The sequence below is a fragment of the Pseudomonas sp. PA-1-3F genome, assembly GCF_021609665.1.
GTDB classification, from domain to species: Bacteria; Pseudomonadota; Gammaproteobacteria; order Pseudomonadales; family Pseudomonadaceae; genus Aquipseudomonas; species Aquipseudomonas paracarnis.
The window spans coordinates 82,729-105,710 of sequence record NZ_WJZD01000024.1; the positions used below are offsets into that span (position 1 = coordinate 82,729).

The following is a 22,982-nucleotide window of genomic DNA, read 5'->3' on the forward strand; positions in this document are numbered from 1 at the left end:
CACATGTTGAATGTGCCAGGCCTCACACCGGTGGCAAACGCCACTCGATGGGGGCCTCGCCATTCTGCTCGAGAAACTTGTTGGCCCGGCTGAAATGCCCGCAGCCCAGAAACCCGCGATACGCCGACAACGGCGACGGATGCACCGAGGTCAGCACCAGATGCTTGGTGGCATCAATGAGCTTCTGCTTGCTTTGAGCATGAGCGCCCCACAGCAGGAACACCAGGTGCGGCTGATGCTCGCTGACCACTTCGATAATCCGATCGGTGAAGAACTGCCAGCCCTTGCCGGCATGGGCATTGGCGTTGGCGCGCTCCACGGTCATGGTGGTGTTGAGCATCAGCACGCCCTGGTCGGCCCAGCTTTGCAGGTAGCCGTGGTTGGGGATGTCGATGTTCAGGTCGCGCTTGAGCTCTTTATAGATATTGACCAGCGATGGCGGCGCCGGCACGCCCGGTTGTACCGAGAAGCACAGGCCGTGAGCCTGGCCAGGGCCGTGGTACGGGTCTTGTCCGAGGATCACGACCTTGACCTTGTCCAGCGGCGTTGAATTGAGCGCGTTGAAAATCAACGGGCCGGGCGGGTAGATCTCTTTGCCAGCGGCATGTTCCTGGCGCAGAAATTCGCGCAATTGCGCCATATAGGGCTTCTCGAACTCCTCCCGCAGGGCGTGTTTCCAGCTGGGTTCGAGTTTGATACGGTCGCCATCGGTCATAGTTGAATTGTCTTGTAAAAAAGAATGAGGCGAACCCTAGGAAAGCCGACCCCGCTTGTCAATTGATCTGACACAGCACCGGCACTTTCTCACGAAGGGATCATACTCATCCTTCACCTTCTCGATTGAGGCCACGATGAACCTGCATTTCGAAGAACTGACCGGCAATGGCGGCGCTCGCATCGGTATCGCCAGCCTGGACGCGCCAAAGTCCCTTAACGCCCTCTCCCTGCCGATGATTGTAGCCCTGGATGAGCGCATGGAGGCTTGGGCCAAAGACCCGCAGATCGTCTGCGTGCTGCTGCGCGGCAACGGCCCCAAAGCCTTTTGCGCCGGTGGCGAAGTGCGCAGCCTGGCTCAGGCTTGCCGTGAACAGCCGGGCGAAGTTCCGACCCTGGCCGCGCAGTTTTTTGCCGCCGAATATCGTCTTGACTACCGCCTGCACACCTACCCGAAGCCGTTGATCTGCTGGGGCCACGGTTATGTCTTGGGCGGCGGCATGGGCCTGTTGCAAAGCGCCGCCGTGCGTATCGTTACGCCAAGCAGTCGTTTGGCCATGCCCGAGATCAGCATTGGCTTGTACCCGGATGTGGGGGCCAGTTGGTTCTTGTCCCGCTTGCCGGGCAAGCTCGGCCTGTTCCTGGGCCTCACCGGCGCCCATATCAACGGTCGCGACGCGCTGGACTTGGGCCTGGCCGACCGTTTCCTGCGTGATGACCAGCAAGACGATCTGCTCGATGGCCTGCTGCAGCTGAATTGGCAGGAACAGAGGGCGATGCAACTCAACAGCTTGCTCAAGGCCCTGGCGCAGGAGGCAATCAGTGATCAACCCGAAACGCAATGGCTACCGCGCCGCGCACAGATCGACGAATGGCTGGATGTAGGAGATGTGCGGTGTGCCTGGCGCGCCTTGAGCCTGCTGCGCGACCACAGCGACCCGCTATTGAGCCGGGCCGGCAAAACCCTCAGTGAGGGCTGCCCACTGACGGCGCACCTGGTGTGGGAACAGCTCCAGCGTGCCCGTCACCTCTCATTGGCCCAGGTGTTCGAGATGGAATACACCCTGAGCCTCAACTGCTGCCGTCATCCGGAATTCGCCGAAGGGGTTCGGGCGCGCCTGATCGACAAAGACCAGGCGCCTCATTGGCACTGGCCGGATATCAACACACTCCCGGAAACGGTGGTGCAGGCGCACTTTGACAAAGCCTGGGAAGGTAGGAATCCTCTGGCAGATTTATCTGATTACTGACAGGTCTGTACGCTTTTCGTTGACCTTGAAAGCGCAGTTGTCCGGCTGGCTGTCCACGCACGTATACACCGGCAACTCGAACGCATCGGGCTGCAGCCTCCAATACAAGGTGCTGGTCAACGACATGTTGATAACCTCATTGCCGCTGCTTGGCCTCAACGCTACCACCCCGTTCCAACTGGTGCGGTAGATGCACTTGTCCATGTAGCCGTTTCCTCTCTCCTCGCCCTCGCCCGGCATAAAGACTGCACCAATGAACCCGTCGATAACACCACGAGACGCAACCTTCGGGCTTTGCCAGCGCAGGCCATTGTCCTTGGCGCGATAATGGCCGTCGGCGTACGCGACCTGCGACGGATAAGGACAGCCTTGCTCCGCTCTTGCCGATGCAATGAAGCAGCTCATCAGCAGGAGCACGCAAATCAATTGTTTGAACATAGGGATTCCATCTGTTCAGTCTCACCACGCAAAAGCACAGGCTTTGCGCTAGTGAAGTACAGCTAGCAATTCAAAGATAGCTGTTAAATCTGACAGTACGGACGTACGGTACCTATAAAAAACGGCGCATGATGCGCCGCTTGTTTTTCAAGATATTTAACGGTGACCGCCGCGGCCACCTCCGTGGTCGGAACCGCGTCCACGCCCGCCATTGCCCCAGCGGTCGCCCCACCCCTGGTTTGGGTAGGGCCGGTACCCGGCGCGGGGGTAATAGCGCGGGGCCGGTTGGTAGTAGCGCGGCGCCGAATAGTAGCGAGGCTGTGGCGCATAGTAGCGAGGCGCTGGCGCGTAATAGCTGCGCCCAGAAGGGTAATAACGCGGGCCGCCGTAGTAATAGGCTGGCGCCGGCGCGGTGTAGACCTCGGAGCGATAGTAGGAAGCGCCTCCATCGTAATAGGGCACGCAGGCTGAAAGGGTCAGGCCGAGCAAAGCGATGAGCAGCAGTCGTCGATACATGGCGGCCTCCTGGACCGCGGAAGAGCTCCTCCAGCGACGCTGGCGAGCGGCATTCAGCTTTCACTGAATGACGAAACATCTGACATCAAAAACCGAATCTGGTGCGTTCGTGACACAAGTGGAAACACCTGTTTCAGACGAAGTGAAAGCCCGTCAAAACGCCATGATGATGGAATGCCGCGCCGCCGCGCTGTATCGTGCAACAACTAACGCGCCCTACCCGATTTCCTTCTGAACCGACCCATGACCACACCGACCCTTTGCCCCGCCTGTGGTGCCCGCAACGACTGCTCCCTAGCCGATCCGCGCACTGCCGATCAAGCCTGCTGGTGCTACGGCGTCATCATCGACCCGGCGGTACTTGAAGCCCTGCCGGATGAGTTGCGTGATAAAGCCTGCCTGTGCCCACGCTGCGCCCAGGTGGACGAACAGTTGCGTAACCGCAATGCGCGTTGATCGTTTCCTCAGCAACCTGCCACACTTCAATCGCAAGCAAGTGCGCCTGTTGCTGGTGGAACGCCGGGTGACCGTTGAAGGGGTTGCGGTCAGCGATCCTCACCATGACGTACGTGAATTCAGCCAGGTCTGCGTTGACGGTGAAATCCTGCAAGCGGGCAAGCCGGCGCGCTATTTCATGCTGCACAAACCCCGGGGTTGCGTCAGCGCCACGTCGGACCCGCAACACTCCACGGTCCTTGACCTGCTGGACGAACCCGACAAAGCCGAACTGCATATCGCCGGGCGCCTGGATTTCAACACCACCGGCCTGATGCTGATCACCAACGACGGCCAATGGTCGCGGCGCCTCACGCAACCGCAGACCAAGTTGCCCAAGGTGTACCAGGTGCAAACCGAACAGGACATCGGCCCGCAGTACGCGGTGACGTTCGCGGCGGGCGTGTATTTCGCTTTCGAAGATCTCACTACCCAACCTGCCGAACTTGAACTGCTGGGTCCCAGGACAGCGCGGTTGAGCATCATCGAAGGCCGATATCACCAGGTCAAACGCATGTTCGGTCATTTTGATAACAAGGTGATCGGCCTGCACCGCGAGCGAATGGGGCCCTTAGTGCTCGATGCGTCGCTTGCGCCGGGTCAGTATCGACCACTGACTGACGAAGAGATCCTAAAAGTCTGACGACCGTTCAGCCGATGATGGCAAAAAACCAGCCGCTCGCCTTGCGACATGCGTTCCGTACTGCTTGAATCAGGGCTTCAGCCAGATAATGACTGATGAGTCGCCTATAACCTCCAAGAAACACCTTGCCTCGCCCGCGCTTGATCCATGGGTCTTCCCGGCAAACCGCCCGCCATAACAACACCCGCCGGCCAGCCGTCATCGGACCGACATGGGCCCTCATTTTCCAGGCGTATGCCTACCTGTCATAAAGCTCGTGCAGAGTGATCTGCGCGCACTACCCGCTTGCCAGGAGTCTTACGACATGAGGCCAGAAATCGCTGTGTTGGATATACAGGGTCAGTATCGGGTGTACACGGAGTTCTATCGCGCGGACGCGGCGGCAAAGACCATCGTCCTGGTCAACGGCTCAATGGCGACCACAGCGTCCTTCGCTCAAACCGTGAAAAGCCTGTACCCGCAATTCAATGTGGTGTTGTACGACCAGCCCTACGCTGGCCGTTCCAAAATCCATAACCGTCATGAGCAGATGCTTACCAAGGAAGTCGAAGGCCAGATCCTCCTTGAACTGCTCGACCACTTCGCCGCTGAACACGTATTGTCCTTCTCCTGGGGCGGGGCCGCCACGTTGGTTGCCCTCGCACAGCGCCCCCGTCGGGTAGAAAAAGCCGTGATCAGCTCATTCTCGCCGGTGATCAATGCGCCGATGCGTGACTACCTCGAACGCGGCGTCGACTACTTGGGCAACCTCGACCGCGACCGCGTCGGCCATCTGGTCAACAGCACCATCGGCAAGCACCTGCCTTCGCTGTTCAAACGCTTCAACTACCGCCATGTCAGCAACCTGGCCGCACACGAATACGGGCAGATGCACTTTCACATCAGCCACGTGCTCAACAGCGACCGGCAGTGCTACCTCAAGGCAGCCAGGCAGATCGATATTCCAGTGCTGTTCTTGAACGGCGAATGGGACGAATACACCAGTGCAGACGACGCCAAGCTGTTTGGCCAGCATGTGGCCAAGAGCAGCTTCAGCACCATTCAGGCAACGGGACACTTCCTGGACATGGAACATAAAGCCGCGTGCCGCGACAGCCGTGAGGCCGTGGTGGGCTTCTTGAAAGGGCAGCGGCCCGCAAGCCCGTTACGGTATAGCCAGGGCCAGGCGCAGCATGCATGGACGCTTTGAAATCAGGCCCGACACTGTGGTGAGCAAGCTCTGTCGCCACACGCAACTCTCACATTTTTCAAAGAAAAACTTCAAATCCAGCTGAACATCTGGTACAAAGTCAGCCGCTCTGAGCGGGTATAGTTTAGTGGCAAAACGAAAGCTTCCCAAGCTTTAGTTGAGGGTTCGATTCCCTCTACCCGCTCCACTCAGATTTGCACTTGCGTCAGGGGGTTTCTGGCGGAGGCTGCACAAAAAACCGGTCCTTGGTGACCGGTTTTTTTATGCCTAAAATTTAGTCTCCAGCACTCATCTGCTGCTCGGCTATCTGTTGAATCGCATCGTTGAATACGTGTTGAATCATCCACAGGAAAAAGCTGCTCGGGGTTTCTGGCATTCGCAGCGCGAAAAGTATTACAGCAGGAGCGATAGGTACGCCTAAGCAAAGTCTTACAGGAAGACCGGCAACACCTCACGATAATGTAGGCTCATCGGCCCAGAGTTCGGAAACATGGCAATGCTGGACACCAAAAAAGCCACACCCAAAATCATCCTGTGCCAAGTAGCCGGCTGGGTGTTGGTTTTGCCGCTGCTGGTCTCGTTTGTACGGCTGCCCTTCCCCCTCGGATTATTGCTGGAGTCAGGAGTGATTGCCTCCTCAGCGTATGGCGTGAGGTTTGCCTGGCGTCACGCAACCCCACGCGTGGCTGTGTTCGCTTTGTTTGTCACCCTGCTCAACGTCATTTCTATGGTCATGTTAGGTACAGCGTCAGTACTCAAGGCCCTTTACATTATCGCCTGGCTCTACTGGTCCCCCCATTATTCCAGCTGGGTTTACTGGAATGTCTAGTTGGACAAGAATTTGACCGCAAGAAACGTAGTTCCCAACCCCCTTGGTGGAACTACAGTGGCGTGGTCCCCATCAACGCCCTTCAAGGAAACTGCTCATGGACTACCAGTACAAGCTCATGCCTTCCCCTGTCGGTGAACTCACCCTGGTGGCACGGGATGGCAAACTCAACGCCATCCTCTGGGAAGTAGAACGTGCCAATCGCGTGCGCCTGGGTGAATTGATCGAAGCCGACGACAGCCCAGTGCTCTTGGAAACCGAGCGCCAATTGCAGGAATACTTCACCGGAAAGCGTAACCACTTCGAACTGGAACTGGACTTCACCGGCACTGACTTCCAGAAGCAAGTCTGGCAAGCACTGCTGACCATTCCCTTCGGCGAAACCCGCAGCTATAGCCAGATCGCACAGCAGATCGGCAACCCCAAAGCCGTGCGCGCCGTCGGCGCCGCGAATGGGCGCAACCCCATTTCAATCATTGCGCCATGTCACCGGGTGATCGGCGCCTCCGGCGGACTGACCGGGTTCGCGGGCGGGTTGGCAGCCAAGCGGTATTTACTCGCACTTGAAGGCACAGGCCAGACGGAACTGGCGTTATAGGCGGCATTGACCCATACCCCGTCTGAAACCCGGCATGAAAACGGCGGTGGGAGTCCCCTCCCACCGCCGTTTTTCAGATCGGGCAGCGGCCTCAACCGTCGCCTTGATGGCCCTTACCGTAGGTCGACGCCAGGGCCCGGGCTTTTTGCAAGCGCTCTTCAAGCTTGGGTAGCGTCTCATCCACCAGTGCCTTTATCTCTGGCACATCCGACGCCGCGCCTTCTTTCTGGAACAGGGCGATGGCGTCTTCGTTTTCCTTGACCTGCTGCGCGGTATAGGCAGCGTCAAAGGAATCGCCGTCCTTGAGTTCAGGCATCAGGGTTTCGGCTTTATCAACGATCTTCTCCCGTGGGGCCACTGGCAAATCAAGCTTCTTGGCGATCGCCGCCAAGTGCTGGTTGGCCAGCGTGCGCTCGTTGATGACCTCAATGGTGTAGTCCTTGATTTCCTGGGACGAGGTCTTGGCGTGGGCCATGCGACTGGTTTCGATATCGGCCATGCCTTTGGCCGAAGCCTGCTCGATGAATTCTGCAGGCGACTGGGCGAAAGCATTGCTGGCGCCGAGGCCCAGCAGCATCGCGAAACTGGCGGTGCGTAACCGGATAGCCATGCGGCTCATGATGGGTTCCTCCAGGGCAAAAATAGGCGCGGGAGCATACAACCCGCCCTGAATTCGAATTTTCAGGACGGTAAAGGTTTAGAAAAAACTTACCTGGGCGACGAACGGTCGTCGTCGCCTCAGGCCGCTTTGCTGCCGAACAGGCCCGGCAATGCGTGCGCCAGGGCATTGAGGGCGAAGCCGATAAACATCACGCCGCAGAGCTTGGTGATCAGGATTTCATGGCGTTGATACAGCGTGCGCACCCGTTGGGCACCCACCACGCCAATCAGGATCGCGTAGGCCAGCAAACCACCGATAAAGCTCAGCAGGATCAAGGTCGGCAGCATCGACCAAGTCAACAACTCGGCCCGGCTGGACAGCAACGCGGTGAACGTCGCCACGGCAACCGGGTAGGCCTTGGGGTTGGTCAAGCCAAACAGAATACCGTGCCAGAACGGATGGCGCGCCGCGCCCTGAGGAGCGTCGCTGTTGCGGCGTTGGGTACGGATCGCACGCCAGCCGAGCCAGAACAAATACATTCCACTGAGTACACCGAGTACGTCAAAGGCACTGCTGCCGACTTCCCGCGCACCAACGATGGCAATCAGCGCCGTGCTGCACCACACCACATCGCCGAGCAAATGACCGCACAAGAATCCTGCCCCGGCACGCCGGCCACGGGCCGCACCGATGCCGAATACGGCCAGGACACCGGGGCCTGGGGTAATGCCGTAGATAAAACCCGACGCCAGCACGGCGAACAGCAAGGATGGGGTCATGGTAGACGCTCCGACAGACGCTTGAGGGTGAACGATTCTGCATGTTTCAGCGCGGTGGGTAAAACTTCATTCCAGCATAGGGCTTGGCACGACAGGCTTGCAGCCGCGAGGCCAGATCGCCGACATGGGCCTCCAGCTTATGGCCGTCAGGGTCGAGAAAATAAAACGATGCGCCTTCACTGCGGTTGTCTCGCCACTCCTGTACGCCGGCGGCGCGCAGGCGTTCGACCAAGGCAGTGAAATCAGCAGCATCGACAGTGAAGGCATAGTGGGTGTAATCCATCGCCGGAGCAGCCGAGCGCAACGGGTCCAGCGACAGGCACAGCCAAAGCCCAGGCAATGAGAGATAGGCACCGTTATCCCAGGTTGCGTCGAGCTGCAGGCGCAGCAGGTCGTGATAGAAACTGACGCTGCGCGGCACATCGGTGACGGCCAGGGTCAGGTGGTTGAAACCGCTGAGCATCTAGGTGTTCTCGCGTTATCGTGGGTCTGCGGACAATACACCCACCACCCTGCCAATCAACCACTGCAAACCCACATCCCCACCCCGCCGCGTATGCCAGGCCAGCTCAAAGGCAAACGACGGAATATGAAACGGCGGTGGCACGGCCAGCAATTGCCGAGCGTCAATATTCATCAAACCCCGGGACGACACCGTCAAAATCAGGTCCGTGCCCTGGATCAACTGCGGCGCCACACCCCAGTGCGGTAGGCTTATAGCTACATGGCGGCGTTCACGAATGGCCGTCAGCGCCCGTTCGATTTCTGGCGTGCCGCTGCCGCGCATCTCCAGCAGCACATGGGGGCGTGACAGATATGTCGGCAGGTCCAGCACTCCGTTGGGCGCAAGGCTGGTGGGGTCGACCAGGCAGGTGTAATGCTCTTCGAACAGCGGCGTAGTCCGCAGTTCGGCGGGCATGTCGGGGAATACGCCCGCAGCCAGATCGAGATCGCCATTGAGCACACCCTCAACCATGCCTTCGCGGCTGGCCTGGATGATCTGCAAGTCGATACCGGGCGCTTCATGGCGTAGGACACGAACCAGGCCGGGCAGGAATATCGCCGCGCTGTAGTCCGACATCGCCACGCGAAAGCGGCGCTTGGCCGAGGCGGGATCAAAACGATTCGGCGCCAGTAATGCCTGCACCTGGGCCAGAGCTTCGGTCAATGGCGCCGCCAATTCCAGGGCGCGGGCGGTTGGCACCAGTGTGCCGCCCTGACGCATCAACAGCGGGTCGCCCAGCATATCGCGCAGCCGTGCCAACGCATGGCTGACCGCCGGCTGGCTCAGGTGCAGGCGCTCGGCGGCGCGGGTGACGTGTTGCTCGCTGAGCAAGGCGTCGAGGATCACCAGTAGGTTAAGGTCGACGCGGCGCAGATCATTCATCAACTGCATGTCCAGCATAAGAATTTGGAATTTAAATTTGCGCGACGAATACCCTAGAGTCCAGCAAAACCTTTGGGAGCGTCGAGATGACTGTGTTGCATTGGGTAGGTTTGTTAGCGCTGGCGGTGTTAGCCGGCGCGGTAGTGCCGTTTCAGAGTGCGATCAACGCCAACCTCGGGCGCGGGCTCGGCCATCCGTTGTAGGCCACCCTGGCGTCGTTACTGGTGAGCATCATCGTGCTGCTGCCGGTGATTGTGGCGATGCGTTTACCCCTGCCGAGCCTGGCCTTTATCAGCAAGGCACCGTTGTGGATGTGGGCCGGCGGTGCCTTTGGCGTGTGTTTTATTTCATTGGCGCTGATGCTGCTGCCCAAGCTCGGCGCATCGGGCTTCATTGCGCTGGCCATGGCCGGGCAGGTTCTCGCGTCATTGCTGCTGGACCATTTCGGCCTGTTCGGCCTGGTGGAACGTCAGTTGACAACCTCCCGGGCGTCAGGCGCGTTACTGCTGATCAGCGGCGTTGTGCTGATTCAGTTCAGCGGCGCTCAGCCGCCAGGCGATTGATCTGGGCCTGCTCCACCACGGGCTGCGGCGCGCCTTGGCTGGCCGCCTGCAACATCGCACGGCCGACGGTCTCGGTGCTCACCACCCAATCCGGTTTCAGTCGCCGCACAAACGAAAGCACCGGCCCGAGCACGCTATAGAAGGATTGGTACAACGGCGTCTTCGAACGCACACCGTGCAACGGCTGGATGATCCCCGGGCGGAACAGATACACCGCCTTGAACGGCAAGCGCAGCAAGGCATTTTCGGTCTTGCCCTTGACCCGCGCCCACATCGACTGGCCGGCTTCGGAACTGTCCGTGCCGGCGCCGGACACATAGATAAAGGTCATCTGCGGATTGAGCCGCGCCAGGGTGCTGGCCGCCACGAGGGTCAGGTCATAGGTGAGGTGGGTATAGCGCGCCTCCTTCATGCCCGCCGACGAAACACCCAGGCAGAAGAAACAGGCATCAAAACCCTGCAGCAGGTTTTCCAGGGGTTGGAAATCCAGCATGTCGTTGTGCAATACCTGATGCAGCTTGCCGTGCTCCTGAGTCAGGGGCGTGCGGCCGACGGCTACCACTTCCTGCACATCGGCCGCCAGCAGGCACTCGCGCAGCACACCCTGGCCCACCATGCCGGTGGCGCCGAATAACAGAACTCTCATGAAGGGACCTCAGCGGCACGCCGCACGCGTGATGCTTGAATGCATTGAGCGTGTAGCTTACCGCGTGCTGCCAAAGGCTGCCCCTATCAAAAAGCGCTACGAAAGATCTCCTCAATCTGACGCTGGTCCGCCCGCCGCGGGTTGGTCAGCCCGCAGGCATCTTTCAACGCATTGCTGGCCAGCAACGGAATGTCCTGCAACTTAGCGCCAAGCTCACGCAAGCCCGCAGGGATTTCCACGTCCTGTGACAACCGACGAATCGCCGCGATGGCAGCCTGGGCGCCCTCCTCGGCGGTGATGCCCTTGATATCCGCACCAAGGGCGCGGCCCACGTCGCTCAGGCGTTTGGCGCAGACGCTGGCGTTGAAGCTTTGTACATGGGGCAATAGCACGGCGTTGCACACGCCGTGGGGCAGGTCGTACAAGCCGCCCAATTGGTGAGCCATGGCATGCACGAAACCCAGGGACGCATTGTTGAAGGCCATGCCGGCGAGGAACTGCGCATAGGCCATGTTTTCCCGTGCGGCCTTGTCAGTGCCGTCGCGGACCGCCAGGCGCAGGTTGGCGCTGATCAACTCGATGGCCTTGATCGCGCAGGCGTCGGTGATCGGTGTCGCGGCGGTGGACACGTAGGCTTCGATGGCGTGGGTCAGCGCATCCATGCCCGTGGCGGCGGTGAGGCCCTTGGGCATGCCGACCATCAGCGACGGGTCGTTGACCGACAGCAACGGCGTGACATTGCGATCAACGATGGCCATTTTTACGTGGCGGCTTTCGTCGGTGATGATGCAAAAACGCGTCATCTCGCTGGCCGTGCCAGCGGTGGTGTTGATGGCAACCAGCGGCAGTTGTGGCTTGCTCGATCGGTCGACGCCTTCATAGTCGCCGATACGCCCACCGTTGGTGGCGCACAGGGCAATGCCCTTGGCGCAGTCATGGGGCGACCCGCCGCCCAGGGACACGACGAAATCGCAGGCACTCTGTTGCAGTAACGCCAGGCCTTTTTCGACGTTTTCCACGCTGGGGTTGGGCTTGGCGCCGTCGTAGATCACCGAGTCGATATCCTGCATCGCCAGCTTCTCGGCGATCATGCCGGCCACACCGGCTTTGGCCAGGCCGACGTCGGTGACGATCAACGCCTTGCCAAAGCCGTAGTTGCGGATGGCGGTCATCGCTTCGTCGAGGCAATCGATGCCCATGATGTTGACGGCGGGGATGAAGAACGTGCTGCTCATGATCAATCCTCAAAGGCTTTATGCCGACAGAATCAACCTGTACCGCGTGGCGCATCTTGATCAGGATCAATGCCGGCTCGTGATAAAGTCACCCCCCAGCCGATTTCGAGTAGACCCGCCGCAATGAAGGATTTCCAGGATATTGACGCCCACCTTGAAGACTGGAGCGCCCTGCGCGCTGCCGTCGACTTCAGCGGGATTCTGATCGGCAACGGCGCCAGCCGTACGATTTGGGAAGACTTTGCCTACGACTCGCTGTTCGAAAACGCCCGTACCGTCGAAGAAAAACCCCTGAGCCCCTCCGAACTCAGCGTGTTCGATGCCTTGCAGACCCGCAGTTTCGAGCAAGCCCTGGGCGCCTTGAAAACCACCAGCCGGGTCAACAAGGCCCTGGCGGTCAGCTCGGCGGCGCCGCGTAACCGTTACTACGCGATCAAGGAAGCACTGATCAACACCATCCATGCCGTGCACATTCCCTGGCGCCTGGTGCAACCGTCGACGCTGGCGACGATCAACGCGGAGCTGACCACCTACGCCACCGTCTTCACCAGTAACTACGATTTGCTCAACTACTGGGCGACCCTGCACGCACCGGGTATCGACGACCTGTTTCGCAGCGCCGACTCAAGCTTCGACCTGCGCAATACGCGCACCGACATCACCCGCATCCTGTACCTGCACGGAGGCCTGCACCTGGTGCGCAACCTCGACGGCACGGCGCGCAAATTGCCGTCCACCGACAGCACCCTGCTCAGCAGTTTTGCCATCAACAACACGATCAAGACCCTCGACGATGTGCCGCTGTTTGTCAGTGAAGGCAAGGTGCAGGAGAAACTCAAAAGTATCCGCAGTTCGGATTATCTGTCGTTCTGTTATGAACAGCTGTTGAGCCATGAAGGCGCGCTGTGCATCTTCGGCCATGACTTGGGGCCGCAGGATAAACACCTGGTGGATGCTATCGGCCAGGCCAGCATCAGCACCCTGGCGATCTCGGTGTCGGGGCGCAGTGATGGGTTTGTTCGTCAGCAGAAGCGGCGGTATATGGAGCTGTTCGAGGGCTCTAATGTGGAACTGAGGTTCTTTACCGCGCGTACGCACCCACTGGGCAATCCGGCATTGTCCGTCCCTGTAGAACGCTGAGCAAAATGTGGGAGCTGGCTTGCCTGCGATGGCGGTGGGTCAGCGACAGATTGGGCACCGATAAACCGCTATCGCAGGCAAGCCAGCTCCCACATTGAATGCATTTCAAGTCGGGCTCAGTCTCACTCCTCAGCGCTGTGCACCACCACCAGCAACTGCGCCTGCACCTCTCCCACCGAGCGAATCCGGTGGGGTTTCTGCGCGTTGAAATGCAGCGCATCACCGCGCGCCAACAGCACGCGCTCGTTCATGAAATCCACCTCAACCTGGCCTTCATGCACGAATAAAAACTCCTCCCCCAGGTGCTCCTTGAAGGTCTTGTCGGTGAACTCCGCCGGCGGATAAATGATGAACGGCAGCAGGCTGCGCTCGCTGACTTGGTGGGCCAGCACCGCATAACCCGGCGATGTGTCGGGCCGCTCATGGCTACGCACCAGGCTGTAGCTGTCGAGGCTGACGTTGTCTTCGCTGAACAGTTCTTCGACCTTCACGTTCAACGCTTTGGCAAGTTTCAACGCCGCAGCGATGGATGGCGTATTAAGCCCGCGTTCGACTTTCGACAGGTAACTCTTGGTCATCCCGGATTTTTCGGCCAAGGCCTCCAGGGTCACGCCAAGTTTTTTTCTTAATATTTTCAAGCGGATAGACATGTGCTGCGGTTAATCCCTGCAGAAAGCGATGAGACAGGCTTGCCAATGACACAAAGTGTCATATAGCATCTTTAGTGTCATTTGCATTCACCCAACGACCTTGCGAGCAGCGGGCGACCAGCAAATCCGACGTCCATTGAACCACCCAAAGGACACCGATATGGCCAAGACATTAGCACTCCCAAAAGACCAACTGGTCAAGCAAGCACTGAGCCAGATGCAAAACAGCCTGGCAGATAATACGTGGACCGACCGGCAAAAGCTGGCGCTGACCTGCCGAATCCTGTTCGAGTACGGCCACGACTCCGGCCTGGCCGGGCAGATCACCGCACGTGGGCCGACGCCCGGCACCTACTACACCCAGCAACTGGGCCTGGGTTTTGACGAAATCACGGCCAGCAATCTGTTGCTGGTCAACGAAGACCTCGAAGTACTGGAAGGCCATGGCATTCCCAACCCCGCCAACCGTTTTCACACCTGGGTGTACCGCGGCCGCCCGGATGTAAACTGCATCATCCACACACACCCCACGCACATTGCCGCGCTGTCGATGCTGGAAGTGCCGTTGCAGGTGTCGCACATGGACCTTTGCCCGCTGTACGAAGATTGCGCGTTCCTGGAGGCCTGGCCCGGCGTGCCGGTGGGCAATGAAGAAGGGGAAATCATCACCGCGGCCCTGGGCGACAAGCGCGCCATTCTGCTCTCGCACCACGGCCAGTTGTCCACCGGGGCCAGCATCGAAGAAGCCTGCGTGATTGCGCAGTTGATCGAACGGGCTGCCAAGTTGCAGTTGCTGGCGATGTCTGCTGGTACCGTCAAACCGATCCTGCCGGAGCTGGGGCGCGAGGCCCACGACTGGATCTCCAAGCCCAAACGCCACGGCGCCGCGTTCAACTATTACGCCCGGCAAAACCTGCGCAAGCACGCCGATTGCTTGAACTGATTGCCCCCCTTTTCGACCGGAGTTTCCCCCATGTCCAACCCAACCATTCACGGCATCATCGGCTACACCATCACGCCCTTCAGCGCCGACGGCCAGCGCGTTGACCTCGACGCCCTCGGGCGCTCCATCGACCGCTTGATCAACAGCGGCGTCCACGCCATTGCGCCCTTGGGCAGCACGGGCGAAGGCGCTTACCTGAGCGATGCCGAGTGGGATGAAGTCAGCGCCTACAGCATCAAGAAAGTCGCCAAGCGCGTGCCGACCATTGTCAGCGTGTCCGACCTGACCACCGCCAAGGCCGTGCGCCGCGCCCGCTACGCCGAAGAGCACGGCGCCGATGTGGTCATGGTGCTGCCGGCCTCGTACTGGAAACTCAGTGACGCGGAAATCCTCGCTCACTACGCCGCCATCGGCGACAGCATCGGCGTGCCGATCATGCTTTACAACAACCCGGCCACCAGCGGCACCGACATGTCGGTGGAGCTGATCCTGCGTATCCTCAAGCAGGTCGAGAACGTGACCATGGTCAAGGAGAGCACTGGCGACATCCAGCGCATGCACCAGTTGAAACTGCAAAGTGACGTGCCGTTCTACAACGGTTGCAACCCGCTGGCGCTGGAAGCCTTCGCGGCTGGCGCCAAAGGCTGGTGCACCGCGGCGCCGAACCTGATCCCGCAACTGAACCTGAGCTTGTATCAGGCCGTACTGGCCGATGATTTGAACAAGGCGCGGGAGCTGTTCTACCGACAGTTGCCCTTGCTGCAATTCATCCTCAAAGGCGGGCTGCCGGCGACGATCAAGGCCGGGTTGCGCTTGACCGGGCTGGAGGTGGGTAATCCGCGCTTGCCGGTGTTCCCGTTGGGTGAGGCAGGGATCGGACAGCTCAAAGCGTTGCTGTCATCGGTATAAAAAAAACGCCCGGCTCTCGCGAGCCGGGTGCAGGTCTTCTTGCACAACTGTCAGGTCTTGTCCTTGATAGTGACACTGGGACCATTGGTCTTGACGCTGGCAATGCCATTGTCTCGTGCGGCTGTAGAGGTGTACTGCTCACTGCTGCCGATTACTTGATGATTGGCCGCCTTGAGGTTGAAGAAGGGTTGGCCGTTGCTGGCCACTTTTTTCTCATAACGTTCATCATGTGGGCTGTTTGTCTGCACTGAAGCAATGCCGGCTTCAGTGGCACCGCGGGTGGTGTAAAGCTCGCTGGTCAATATGGTTTCTGCGTTCGCCGCCTTAAGCACGAAACGAAACTGCCCGTTACTGCTTTTACTCAACTCATACCATCCAGCCATGACTTTCTCCTTTGAGTGGGATATCGCTCCCAAACTTGTAGGATTAAAGGCCATGCCCCAATTTTTTCCAGCCAAACACGGGAGATCTATTTAGCTGGAGACAAATGACAATAATTCTCGATATCATTCGCGACTTTTCCACGTCGTACTTCGTCAAGAAGGGTATCCATGTCTCGTCCCCAGCCCGACCCGTCGGCGGCCGATGCCTGTCGCGGGTTTTATGCAGACATTCTGTATTTCCTGCGTAAACGCACGGACAACGCCAGCGACGCTGCGGACATGGCCCAGGATGTGTTTACCCAATGGCTGGGCTACCGCGACCGTGCCAAGGTCGAGCAGCCACGGGCGTTTCTGTTCCAGATGGCGCGCAACCTGCTGCGCGATCACTGGCGCAAACAGAAGGTACGGCAAACCGTCCACCCTGATCACGCCGAAATGGATGCCGAGCCGGTCACCGACGAGCACAACGACCCCATGGCCGCCGCCCTTCGCCTGCAACGCCTGGAACAGTTGAAAGAAGTCCTTGCCGAACTCTCGCCGCGCCGACGAGAAGCCCTTATGCTGCACCGCTTCGAAGGCTTGAGCCAGGCGCAGATAGCAACGCGCATGGGCATCTCCACCAGCATGGTGGAAAAGCACATCGCCTTTGCCCTGCTGCACTGCAAGCGCCGCCTTCAACCCGCCCCCGGCACGGAGCAGCCAGAATGAACCGCCCGAGCGACACAGACGCGCTGGACAGCCAAGCGAGCGATTGCATCGACGCCCAAGCCGCCAGTTGGTTTGCACGCAACCGCAACGAAGCAAGCCGCGCCGACCGTAAAGCCTTTGCCGACTGGCAGGCGGTGCCCGCGCATGCGCGCGCCTATGCCGAATTCGAACAGCTGTGGGCCGACCTCGCCCAGTTGCAACAACTGAACAAACCGTTGGCACTGCCCAAGCGCAAGCCCAGCCTTTGGCGCCCTGCCCTGGCGATGGCGGCTGCTCTGCTCTGCGCCGTGCTGGCGACCTCTATCGGCGCACCGCGCGAGCTGTATCACAACCAGGTTGCCACCCATGCCAAGGGCATGCGCACTTTGAATCTGCCAGATGGCAGTACCATGTATGTGAATGCCAACACCCATATCCGCGTGGACTTCAGCGCCCATCAACGGGTGCTGCACCTGGACAAAGGCCAGCTGTACATCGAAGTGGCCGCCGACAAGGAACGCCCCCTCTACGTGCAGGCCGGCGAGTCGAGCGTACGGGTGGTGGGCACGGCTTTCGATGTGCGCCGTGGGCAGCAGCAATTGGTGGTCAGCGTTGCCCATGGCCAGGTCGCTTTCGCGCCAAATGGCAATAGCCCGGTCACCCTGCTCGACGCCCAGCAACGGGCCTCATACAACTACGCCAAAGGCACCGTGCAATCGCAAAGCCTCAGCGCCGAAGAGATCGCCGATTGGCGCAACGGGCATTTGTCGTTTCGCAATCGAGAGCTGGCCAGCCTGATCGACGAACTTAGCCTCTACCGTCCACAGACGCCGTTGCAGGTCAGCAAGGCCGTCGCGCAGCTCAAGGTGTCGGGCAACCTTGATGTGAGCGACCCGGACGCCCTGCTCAACGCCTTGCCCGCGCTGTTGCCAGTGAAAACCGTGCTCTCGGCGGATGGCATCATGAGAATCGAGCCGAGCAAATAAACGGCAGAAACCACACATGAGAATATTTTTCATTCGCATGTGTGGTTTTTTTTGCCTGCCCCGTCTTCCTCCTGTCTGTGTTTGATACGCACACCTTTTTGGCTATTTAGCCGCTCCGGGGGATTTCATGTTTCGCGCGCCTTGCCACGCTTCGCACCTGTTTCTTCGACCGACACTCATGGCTACGTGCCTGGCCTTGAGCCTCAGCGCCGAAGCCGAGTCGTTCAAGCTGCACCTGCCGGCCCAGTCGCTGGCCACGTCCCTGAGCCTGGTGGCCCAGCAAGCGAAAATCCAGCTGCTGTTCGATGAAACCCTGCTCAAGAACGTGCAGGCCCCAGCGCTTGACGGTGACTACACCCCGGAAGTGGCCATCCGTTCCCTGCTCAAAAACGGTGAGCTCAACCTGATCAAGGTCGGCAGTACCTATGTGGTGCGCCCCGACGAGGGCAAAACCACCACCGGTGGTGCAATCCAGTTGGACACCCTGAGCGTGATCGGTACCGGCAATGAGGTAAACGCCAGCACCGTCAACCGCTCCACCCTGACCCAGGCCGACATCGACCGTTACCAGTCCAATAACATTCCCAGCCTGTTGCAGACCTTGCCCGGTGTCAGCCAGGGCGGCTCGCTGAAGCCCGGCGGCCAGACCATCAACATCCGTGGTTTCGGCGATGCCGAAGACGTGCCGCTGACCGTTGACGGTGCCACCAAGACAGGCTTTGAGCGTTACCAGCAAGGCACGGTGTTTATCGAGCCCGAGCTGATCAAGCGCATTGAAGTGGAAAAAGGCCCCAACTCGCCGTTCACCGGTAATGGCGGCTTCGGCGGCACGGTCAACATGGTCACCAAGGACGCTCCGGACCTGCTCAAGGACGGCCGCAACAGCGGTGCGATGCTCAAATATGGCTACTCCAGCAACGACCATGAACAGGTCTACAGCAGTGCCGTCTATGGCCGTACCGACGACGGCCGTTTCGATGCGCTGGCCTACCTGACCCAACGCGACGGCGGCGATATGAAGGTGGCCGCCAAATTGCCCAACGACAACAATGAGTACCCGATCAACCCCCAGCGCCTGCCCAACAGCGCCCAGGATGTGGACGGCAAGCTGTTCAAGGTCAACGCGCACTTTACCGATGAGCACAGTGTCGGGCTGTCGTACTCGCGCTCCCACAGCAACCGCTGGACCCCGTTTTCCGCCGCCAGCTACCCCACGCCACCGACCCAGTTCAACATCGACCGCTACGGCTACGAAGGCGCGTTGAAGCGCTTCCTCGCCCACCGTGACACGGTCGACACCACCTGGTCGGGCAAGTATGAATACCAGCCGCTGGACAACCCGCTGGTGGACTTGACCATCAAGTATTCCCAGTCCAACACCGAACAGACCGATGAGCGTGACGCCACGGCGTTTTTCCAGTTGGCCACCGGCGGGCGCAAGATGGACACCGCCTACACCGACAAGCTCCTGGATATCCGTAACGTCAGCCTGTTTGACACCGGCCCCTTGCAGCATGCCGTGACGGTCGGCGGGCAAATCCGCAAGCACACCCGCGAAACCGAGATGTGGATGCCCGGCGCCACCTACAACACGCCGCGCTACAACTACGGGCACTTTCAGCCGGGCTTCATGCCCCACGGCAAAGTCGATACCAACAGCTTCTTTATCCAGGACGCGGTGACGTTGGGCGACGTGACGATCACGCCGTCGCTGCGCTACGACCATGTGCGCAACCGCGGCGAAGGCAACGATGCGCCCTACTACAACAACCCCAACCCGGCAGTGGGTCACGACTACAGCGACCGCACCTACACCGGCTGGTCGCCACGCCTGGCGCTATTCTGGACCGTGACGCCGAATGTGGGGCTGTTCGCCAACTGGAGCCAGACCTGGCGCGCCCCGGTGATCGACGAACAATACGAAGTGCAGGGCGTGGGCAGTCGCACCGCCACCAGCGTCGACCTGGACCCGGAGCGCATCACCTCGATCACCGTGGGCAACATCACCAGCTTCGATAACCTGCTCGCCCAGGACGACAACCTGCAACTGCGCACCACCCTGTTTCACAACAAAGTCGAAGACGAGATCTTCAAGGCCACAGGCGTGGGTTGCCAGAACCAGGCTGTCAATGGCGGCAGCATCGCTTCAGCTTGCCCGCCTGGGCCGATGTCCAACTACCGCAATATCGGCAGCCTGACCATCAAGGGCGTTGAGCTCGAATCGATCTACAACTCCACCTACCTGTTTGGCTCGGTGTCGTTCGCCTATGCCAAGGGCCAGCACCAAGGCGCCTACACCAATCCCTGGGGCCCGGACGTAGCCGCACGGGATATTCCGCCGACCAAATGGGTGCTGGTACTGGGCACTCACATCCCGGCCTGGGATGCCCAGGTGGGCTGGATGGGCCAATTCATCGGCGCCACCGACCGCCTGCCCAGCGACAAATACTCGGGCGGCCCGGGCTCCAGCATCGGCGATGTGTTCTACGACCAGTACGGCAACAAGCGCTACAACACCCAGGGCCTGTTCGCCAAATGGGCGCCGCAGCAGGCATATCTCAAAGGCACCGAGGTGAACTTCACGGTGGACAACCTGTTCAACAAAAACTTCCGCCCGGCCTTGAGCGGCGACCGTGCCTACACGAAAGGGCGTGATGCGAAGATCAGCGTGACGCGGTTCTTCTAAGCACACACACATTCCAAATGTGGGAGCTGGCTTGCCTGCGATAGCCATAGGTATCTACACAACTGTGCAGTTCGCCGCAGCCACCGGTAACCACGATGCGAAGCGAGCCGCTCTTGATCTTGATCTGCTTGTGATCTTGATCTCAGGCGCCCCGTCAAACCACGCTGGCCGGAATTCGACAGGGATTTGGGGGGTAAACCGGCAGGGATGCCAGTTTAGCCGCCCCGCGCCATGGAGGGCGCGTGGCGGCGGCCCCCCAAATCACTGGCGGATTACGGGCACACCGAGCCTAGGCGAGGTGCCAAGTGGTGGGGCAAGAGCCCTTTTGGTTACTTTTGGGGCTCTTTTCCAAAAGTGACCCGCTGTCAGAGCGGAACCCTAAGTGGCCGTTACCGCAGGAATGGATATGTACACAATCCAACTGTGTCGACTGCCGGGCCGCCTTCGCGAGCAAGCCCGCTCCCACAGTTGGATTGTGGGGTGTCAGGTGGATAGGTGTCGGCTGGGAGGCCGCCGTCGCAGGCAAGCCAGCTCCCACATTTGAATCGCGGGGCGTCAGGTAGATATGCACTGGCCGCCGGGGCCGTCACGGGAGCAAGCTCCCACAGGGAACCGCGCCCATTTCAGGCCAGGTAGCCATCCCCGCGCAACAGGGTTTCCAGGCAGTGTTCGGTGATGTGATAAAACGCCTTGAGCTCCTGGATTTTTGCCAATAGCTGCGCGTTGTCCACAGGCTCGGCACGTTTGACCGCCAGGATCATCTTGTTCTTGTTGGTGTGTTCCAGCGAGATGAACTCGAACACCTTGGTCTCATAGCCACAGGCTTCAAGGAACAATGCGCGCAGGCTGTCGGTGACCATTTCCGCCTGCTGGCCCAGGTGCAGGCCGTATTGCAGCATCGGCTTGAGCAACGCCGGGCTCTGGATCTGCAGGCGGATCTGTTTGTGGCAGCACGGCGAGCACATGATGATCGACGCACCGGAACGGATGCCGGTGTGGATCGCGTAGTCGGTGGCGATGTCGCAGGCATGCAAGGCAATCATCACGTCCAGCTCACTGGGCGCCACGCTGCGTACATCGCCACATTTGAACACCAGCCCCGGGTGCTCCAGGCGTGCGGCGGCGCTGTTGCAGAGGGTGACCATGTCTTCACGCAACTCGACACCGGTGACCTCGCCCTCGGCCTTGAGGGTATTGCGCAGGTAATCGTGAATAGCGAAGGTCAGGTAACCCTTGCCCGAGCCGAAATCGGCGACACGCACCGGGCGGTCGAGTTGCAACGGCGACGACGTCAGCGCATGGCTGAACACTTCGATGAACTTGTTGATCTGCTTCCACTTGCGCGACATCGAGGGGATCAGCGCCTGCTTGGCGTCGGTCACGCCCAGGTCGGAGAGAAACGGCCGGCTCAGGTCGAGGAAGCGATTTTTTTCACGGTTATGCTCGGCTGAAGGCGCTTCGCGCAGTTGCTGCGGTTTGCTTTTGAACAGCGAGCTTTTGTTCTTCTTGCTGTATTCCAACTGGGCTTCGTCGGTCAGCGCCAGCAAGTGCGCGTTCTTGAACGAGCTGGGCAACAGCTCGGCGATCGCCGCCACGCCGTCGGCCAAGGGGAAGTTCTTGGTGATGTCGCGGGTCTTGTAGCGATAGACGAACGACAGGCAAGGCTGCTCCTTGACCACCACCGGCTTGATGATCAGCCGCTGCAACTCGGCTTCCTCACCGACGTACTTGGCCAGCACCAGCTTGATAAAAGCGTTCTGGGCCAAGCTTGCGCTCAACAGTTCGGTGAACTGGGCATGATGATCCGGCGCAGGGCGGGCAGGTTGAGCGGTGACGGACATGAACAAAAACGCCTCGGGTAAAGAATGCCGGGCATTTTAGGCGGGATGGGGGTTCAGGGCACGGGGTTATTTGATCAACGGTCAATCAACCCGAATAAGGATGCTGCCTTGTGTAGGAGCGAGCTTGCTCGCGAAAAACGTCAACGATAACGCGGGTGTCCTGAATGAACGCGGCGTCGATGAGTTTTTCGCGAGCAAGCTCGCTCCTACAAAAAAGCAGTTATTCGAGTACGACCAGGCGATTGGGCAGTTCGTTGCGGGTTTGGGTAACGGGCACATGCACCTTGAGCAACTCGCCACAGGCTTCAACGCAGGCGATGAACCCGGCCAGCGTCTGCCCCTGTTTAACTTGCTGGGTAAACGCCTGGACAATAGCGTCCCAATTGCTGTCATCCAGGCGCTTGGAAATCCCCTCATCCACCAGGATCTCCACATAACGCTCAGCCTCACTGACAAAAATCAGCACCCCGGTGCTGCCCACCGTGTGGTGCAGGTTCTGCTCCAGAAACTGCCGCCGCGCCAGGTTGGACGCACGCCAGTGGCGTACCGAACGCGGGATCAGCCGAGTAGTGACCTTGGGCAAGCGGAACACCAGGCACAGCACAATGAACGTCGCCCACTGCGCCACCAGCAAGGTGTACATGGTCAGGTAACCCGACAGGTAATGCACCACGCCCGGCACCACCAACGCGATCAAGCTCGCCCACAGTAACGGAATGTAGGCGTAGTCGTCGGCGCGCGCCGCCAGCACGGTGACCAACTCCGCGTCGGTGGTTTTCTCGACCCGGGCGATCGCTTCGGCGACTTGGCGCTGCTCGTGTTCAGTCAGTAATGCCATGGTTGTAGATGCTCTATTCTCGTTATTGTCATTACC

The 22,982-nt window shown here is 59.7% G+C and carries 26 protein-coding genes, 1 tRNA gene and 2 pseudogenes; 16 read left to right on the forward strand and 13 right to left on the reverse strand.

Features of this window, described 5'->3' with window-relative positions; translation table 11 throughout:
• Positions 1–22: 22 nt before the first annotated feature.
• Complete coding sequence (gene ung / locus GIV26_RS18220; RefSeq protein WP_020301023.1) at positions 23–715, reverse strand: uracil-DNA glycosylase; 693 nt, start codon at positions 713–715, stop codon at positions 23–25.
• Between the two features lie 136 nt (positions 716–851).
• Between ung and GIV26_RS18225 the strand changes: the two genes are divergently transcribed.
• Positions 852–1,964 carry an enoyl-CoA hydratase/isomerase family protein gene (locus GIV26_RS18225; RefSeq protein WP_236281744.1) on the forward strand — a complete coding sequence of 371 codons (1,113 nt, stop codon included), beginning with the start codon at positions 852–854 and terminating at the stop codon, positions 1,962–1,964.
• On the opposite strand, the gene GIV26_RS18230 is transcribed toward GIV26_RS18225, so the two are convergent.
• Both GIV26_RS18230 and GIV26_RS18235 read right to left on the reverse strand, forming a co-directional pair.
• The gene (locus GIV26_RS18230; protein ID WP_236281746.1) at positions 1,950–2,402 is read right to left on the reverse strand and encodes a DUF3757 domain-containing protein; all 453 of its coding nucleotides are present in this window, start codon (positions 2,400–2,402) and stop codon (positions 1,950–1,952) included. The genes GIV26_RS18225 and GIV26_RS18230 overlap by 15 nt on opposite strands.
• A 156-nt stretch (positions 2,403–2,558) precedes the next feature.
• Positions 2,559–2,918, reverse strand: a complete 360-nt coding sequence (locus GIV26_RS18235; RefSeq protein WP_054897619.1) for a hypothetical protein — start codon at positions 2,916–2,918, stop codon at positions 2,559–2,561.
• Positions 2,919–2,985: 67 nt separating this feature from the next.
• On the opposite strand from GIV26_RS18235, the gene GIV26_RS18240 reads away from it, so the two are divergent.
• The 8 genes and pseudogenes from GIV26_RS18240 (at position 2,986) to GIV26_RS18275 (ending at position 6,672) form a co-directional block, all read left to right on the forward strand.
• A complete protein-coding gene (locus tag GIV26_RS18240; protein WP_155718216.1) occupies positions 2,986–3,153 on the forward strand; it encodes a hypothetical protein in 168 nt (55 codons plus the stop codon).
• An 8-nt stretch (positions 3,154–3,161) separates the two neighbouring features.
• Complete coding sequence (locus GIV26_RS18245) at positions 3,162–3,374, forward strand: cysteine-rich CWC family protein (protein ID WP_197900781.1); 213 nt, start codon at positions 3,162–3,164, stop codon at positions 3,372–3,374.
• Positions 3,364–4,056, forward strand: a complete 693-nt coding sequence (locus GIV26_RS18250) for a pseudouridine synthase (RefSeq protein ID WP_236281748.1) — start codon at positions 3,364–3,366, stop codon at positions 4,054–4,056. The genes GIV26_RS18245 and GIV26_RS18250 overlap by 11 nt, the downstream gene beginning before the upstream one ends.
• Positions 4,057–4,360: 304 nt before the next feature.
• Positions 4,361–5,245 (forward strand): alpha/beta fold hydrolase, encoded by an 885-nt coding sequence (locus GIV26_RS18255; RefSeq protein WP_236281750.1) that lies wholly within the window; start codon positions 4,361–4,363, stop codon positions 5,243–5,245.
• A gap of 113 nt (positions 5,246–5,358) precedes the next feature.
• Positions 5,359–5,432: transfer RNA gene (locus GIV26_RS18260), tRNA-Gly, on the forward strand.
• 108 nt (positions 5,433–5,540) lie between these two features.
• Positions 5,541–5,656 (forward strand): annotated as a pseudogene (locus GIV26_RS18265) (type II toxin-antitoxin system HicB family antitoxin); the annotation flags it as partial.
• A gap of 85 nt (positions 5,657–5,741) precedes the next feature.
• On the forward strand, positions 5,742–6,074 hold the full coding sequence (locus GIV26_RS18270; RefSeq protein WP_236281751.1) for a hypothetical protein: 333 nt from the start codon (positions 5,742–5,744) through the stop codon (positions 6,072–6,074).
• Positions 6,075–6,171: 97 nt separating this feature from the next.
• Complete coding sequence (locus GIV26_RS18275; protein WP_236281752.1) at positions 6,172–6,672, forward strand: methylated-DNA--[protein]-cysteine S-methyltransferase; 501 nt, start codon at positions 6,172–6,174, stop codon at positions 6,670–6,672.
• Positions 6,673–6,763: 91 nt separating this feature from the next.
• Here the strand turns inward: GIV26_RS18275 and GIV26_RS18280 are convergent, their stop codons facing one another.
• The 4 genes from GIV26_RS18280 to GIV26_RS18295 form a co-directional block, all read right to left on the reverse strand.
• Positions 6,764–7,291 (reverse strand): DUF4142 domain-containing protein, encoded by a 528-nt coding sequence (locus GIV26_RS18280; RefSeq protein WP_003189402.1) that lies wholly within the window; start codon positions 7,289–7,291, stop codon positions 6,764–6,766.
• A 119-nt stretch (positions 7,292–7,410) separates the two neighbouring features.
• The gene (locus GIV26_RS18285) at positions 7,411–8,052 is read right to left on the reverse strand and encodes a LysE family translocator (protein WP_105226095.1); all 642 of its coding nucleotides are present in this window, start codon (positions 8,050–8,052) and stop codon (positions 7,411–7,413) included.
• A gap of 46 nt (positions 8,053–8,098) precedes the next feature.
• Positions 8,099–8,515, reverse strand: coding sequence for a fosfomycin resistance glutathione transferase (gene fos / locus GIV26_RS18290; protein WP_054898736.1), 417 nt, complete (start codon positions 8,513–8,515; stop codon positions 8,099–8,101).
• 15 nt (positions 8,516–8,530) lie between these two features.
• Entirely contained in the window at positions 8,531–9,448 is a 918-nt protein-coding gene (locus GIV26_RS18295) for a LysR family transcriptional regulator (RefSeq protein ID WP_390897744.1), read from the reverse strand.
• Positions 9,449–9,525: 77 nt separating this feature from the next.
• Here GIV26_RS18295 and GIV26_RS18300 point away from each other — a divergent pair.
• Positions 9,526–10,002, forward strand: a pseudogene (locus tag GIV26_RS18300) (DMT family transporter).
• Here GIV26_RS18300 and GIV26_RS18305 read toward each other — a convergent pair.
• Both GIV26_RS18305 and yiaY read right to left on the reverse strand, forming a co-directional pair.
• Positions 9,974–10,648 (reverse strand): NAD(P)H-binding protein, encoded by a 675-nt coding sequence (locus tag GIV26_RS18305; RefSeq protein WP_236281754.1) that lies wholly within the window; start codon positions 10,646–10,648, stop codon positions 9,974–9,976. The pseudogene GIV26_RS18300 and the gene GIV26_RS18305 overlap by 29 nt on opposite strands.
• A gap of 86 nt (positions 10,649–10,734) precedes the next feature.
• Complete coding sequence (yiaY, locus tag GIV26_RS18310; RefSeq protein ID WP_236281756.1) at positions 10,735–11,883, reverse strand: L-threonine dehydrogenase; 1,149 nt, start codon at positions 11,881–11,883, stop codon at positions 10,735–10,737.
• A 123-nt stretch (positions 11,884–12,006) separates the two neighbouring features.
• On the opposite strand from yiaY, the gene GIV26_RS18315 reads away from it, so the two are divergent.
• On the forward strand, positions 12,007–13,023 hold the full coding sequence (locus GIV26_RS18315; protein WP_236281757.1) for a DUF4917 family protein: 1,017 nt from the start codon (positions 12,007–12,009) through the stop codon (positions 13,021–13,023).
• A 122-nt stretch (positions 13,024–13,145) separates the two neighbouring features.
• Here GIV26_RS18315 and GIV26_RS18320 read toward each other — a convergent pair whose 3' ends face one another.
• Complete coding sequence (locus tag GIV26_RS18320) at positions 13,146–13,673, reverse strand: helix-turn-helix domain-containing protein (RefSeq protein ID WP_054898731.1); 528 nt, start codon at positions 13,671–13,673, stop codon at positions 13,146–13,148.
• 160 nt (positions 13,674–13,833) lie between these two features.
• Between GIV26_RS18320 and GIV26_RS18325 the strand changes: the two genes are divergently transcribed.
• Together GIV26_RS18325 and GIV26_RS18330 are read left to right on the forward strand one after the other, a co-directional pair.
• Positions 13,834–14,616: an aldolase gene (locus tag GIV26_RS18325; protein ID WP_034126544.1), complete on the forward strand. Its 783-nt coding sequence runs from the start codon at positions 13,834–13,836 to the stop codon at positions 14,614–14,616.
• A gap of 30 nt (positions 14,617–14,646) precedes the next feature.
• Positions 14,647–15,525: a dihydrodipicolinate synthase family protein gene (locus GIV26_RS18330; RefSeq protein WP_034126543.1), complete on the forward strand. Its 879-nt coding sequence runs from the start codon at positions 14,647–14,649 to the stop codon at positions 15,523–15,525.
• Between the two features lie 50 nt (positions 15,526–15,575).
• Here GIV26_RS18330 and GIV26_RS18335 read toward each other — a convergent pair whose 3' ends face one another.
• Positions 15,576–15,908 carry a YegP family protein gene (locus GIV26_RS18335; protein WP_034126542.1) on the reverse strand — a complete coding sequence of 111 codons (333 nt, stop codon included), beginning with the start codon at positions 15,906–15,908 and terminating at the stop codon, positions 15,576–15,578.
• A gap of 168 nt (positions 15,909–16,076) precedes the next feature.
• Between GIV26_RS18335 and GIV26_RS18340 the strand changes: the two genes are divergently transcribed.
• The 3 genes from GIV26_RS18340 (at position 16,077) to GIV26_RS18350 (ending at position 20,267) form a co-directional block, all read left to right on the forward strand.
• Entirely contained in the window at positions 16,077–16,616 is a 540-nt protein-coding gene (locus GIV26_RS18340) for an RNA polymerase sigma factor (RefSeq protein ID WP_034126541.1), read from the forward strand.
• A complete protein-coding gene (locus GIV26_RS18345; protein WP_236281758.1) occupies positions 16,613–17,581 on the forward strand; it encodes a FecR family protein in 969 nt (322 codons plus the stop codon). Before GIV26_RS18340 ends, GIV26_RS18345 begins: the two co-directional genes overlap by 4 nt.
• A gap of 127 nt (positions 17,582–17,708) precedes the next feature.
• A complete protein-coding gene (locus GIV26_RS18350; protein WP_329610244.1) occupies positions 17,709–20,267 on the forward strand; it encodes a TonB-dependent receptor in 2,559 nt (852 codons plus the stop codon).
• Positions 20,268–20,890: 623 nt separating this feature from the next.
• Here GIV26_RS18350 and GIV26_RS18355 read toward each other — a convergent pair.
• Complete coding sequence (locus tag GIV26_RS18355; protein WP_198863296.1) at positions 20,891–22,108, reverse strand: class I SAM-dependent methyltransferase; 1,218 nt, start codon at positions 22,106–22,108, stop codon at positions 20,891–20,893.
• A 220-nt stretch (positions 22,109–22,328) separates the two neighbouring features.
• A complete protein-coding gene (locus GIV26_RS18360; RefSeq protein ID WP_044272726.1) occupies positions 22,329–22,946 on the reverse strand; it encodes a TPM domain-containing protein in 618 nt (205 codons plus the stop codon).
• Between the last annotated feature and the right edge of the window lie 36 nt (positions 22,947–22,982).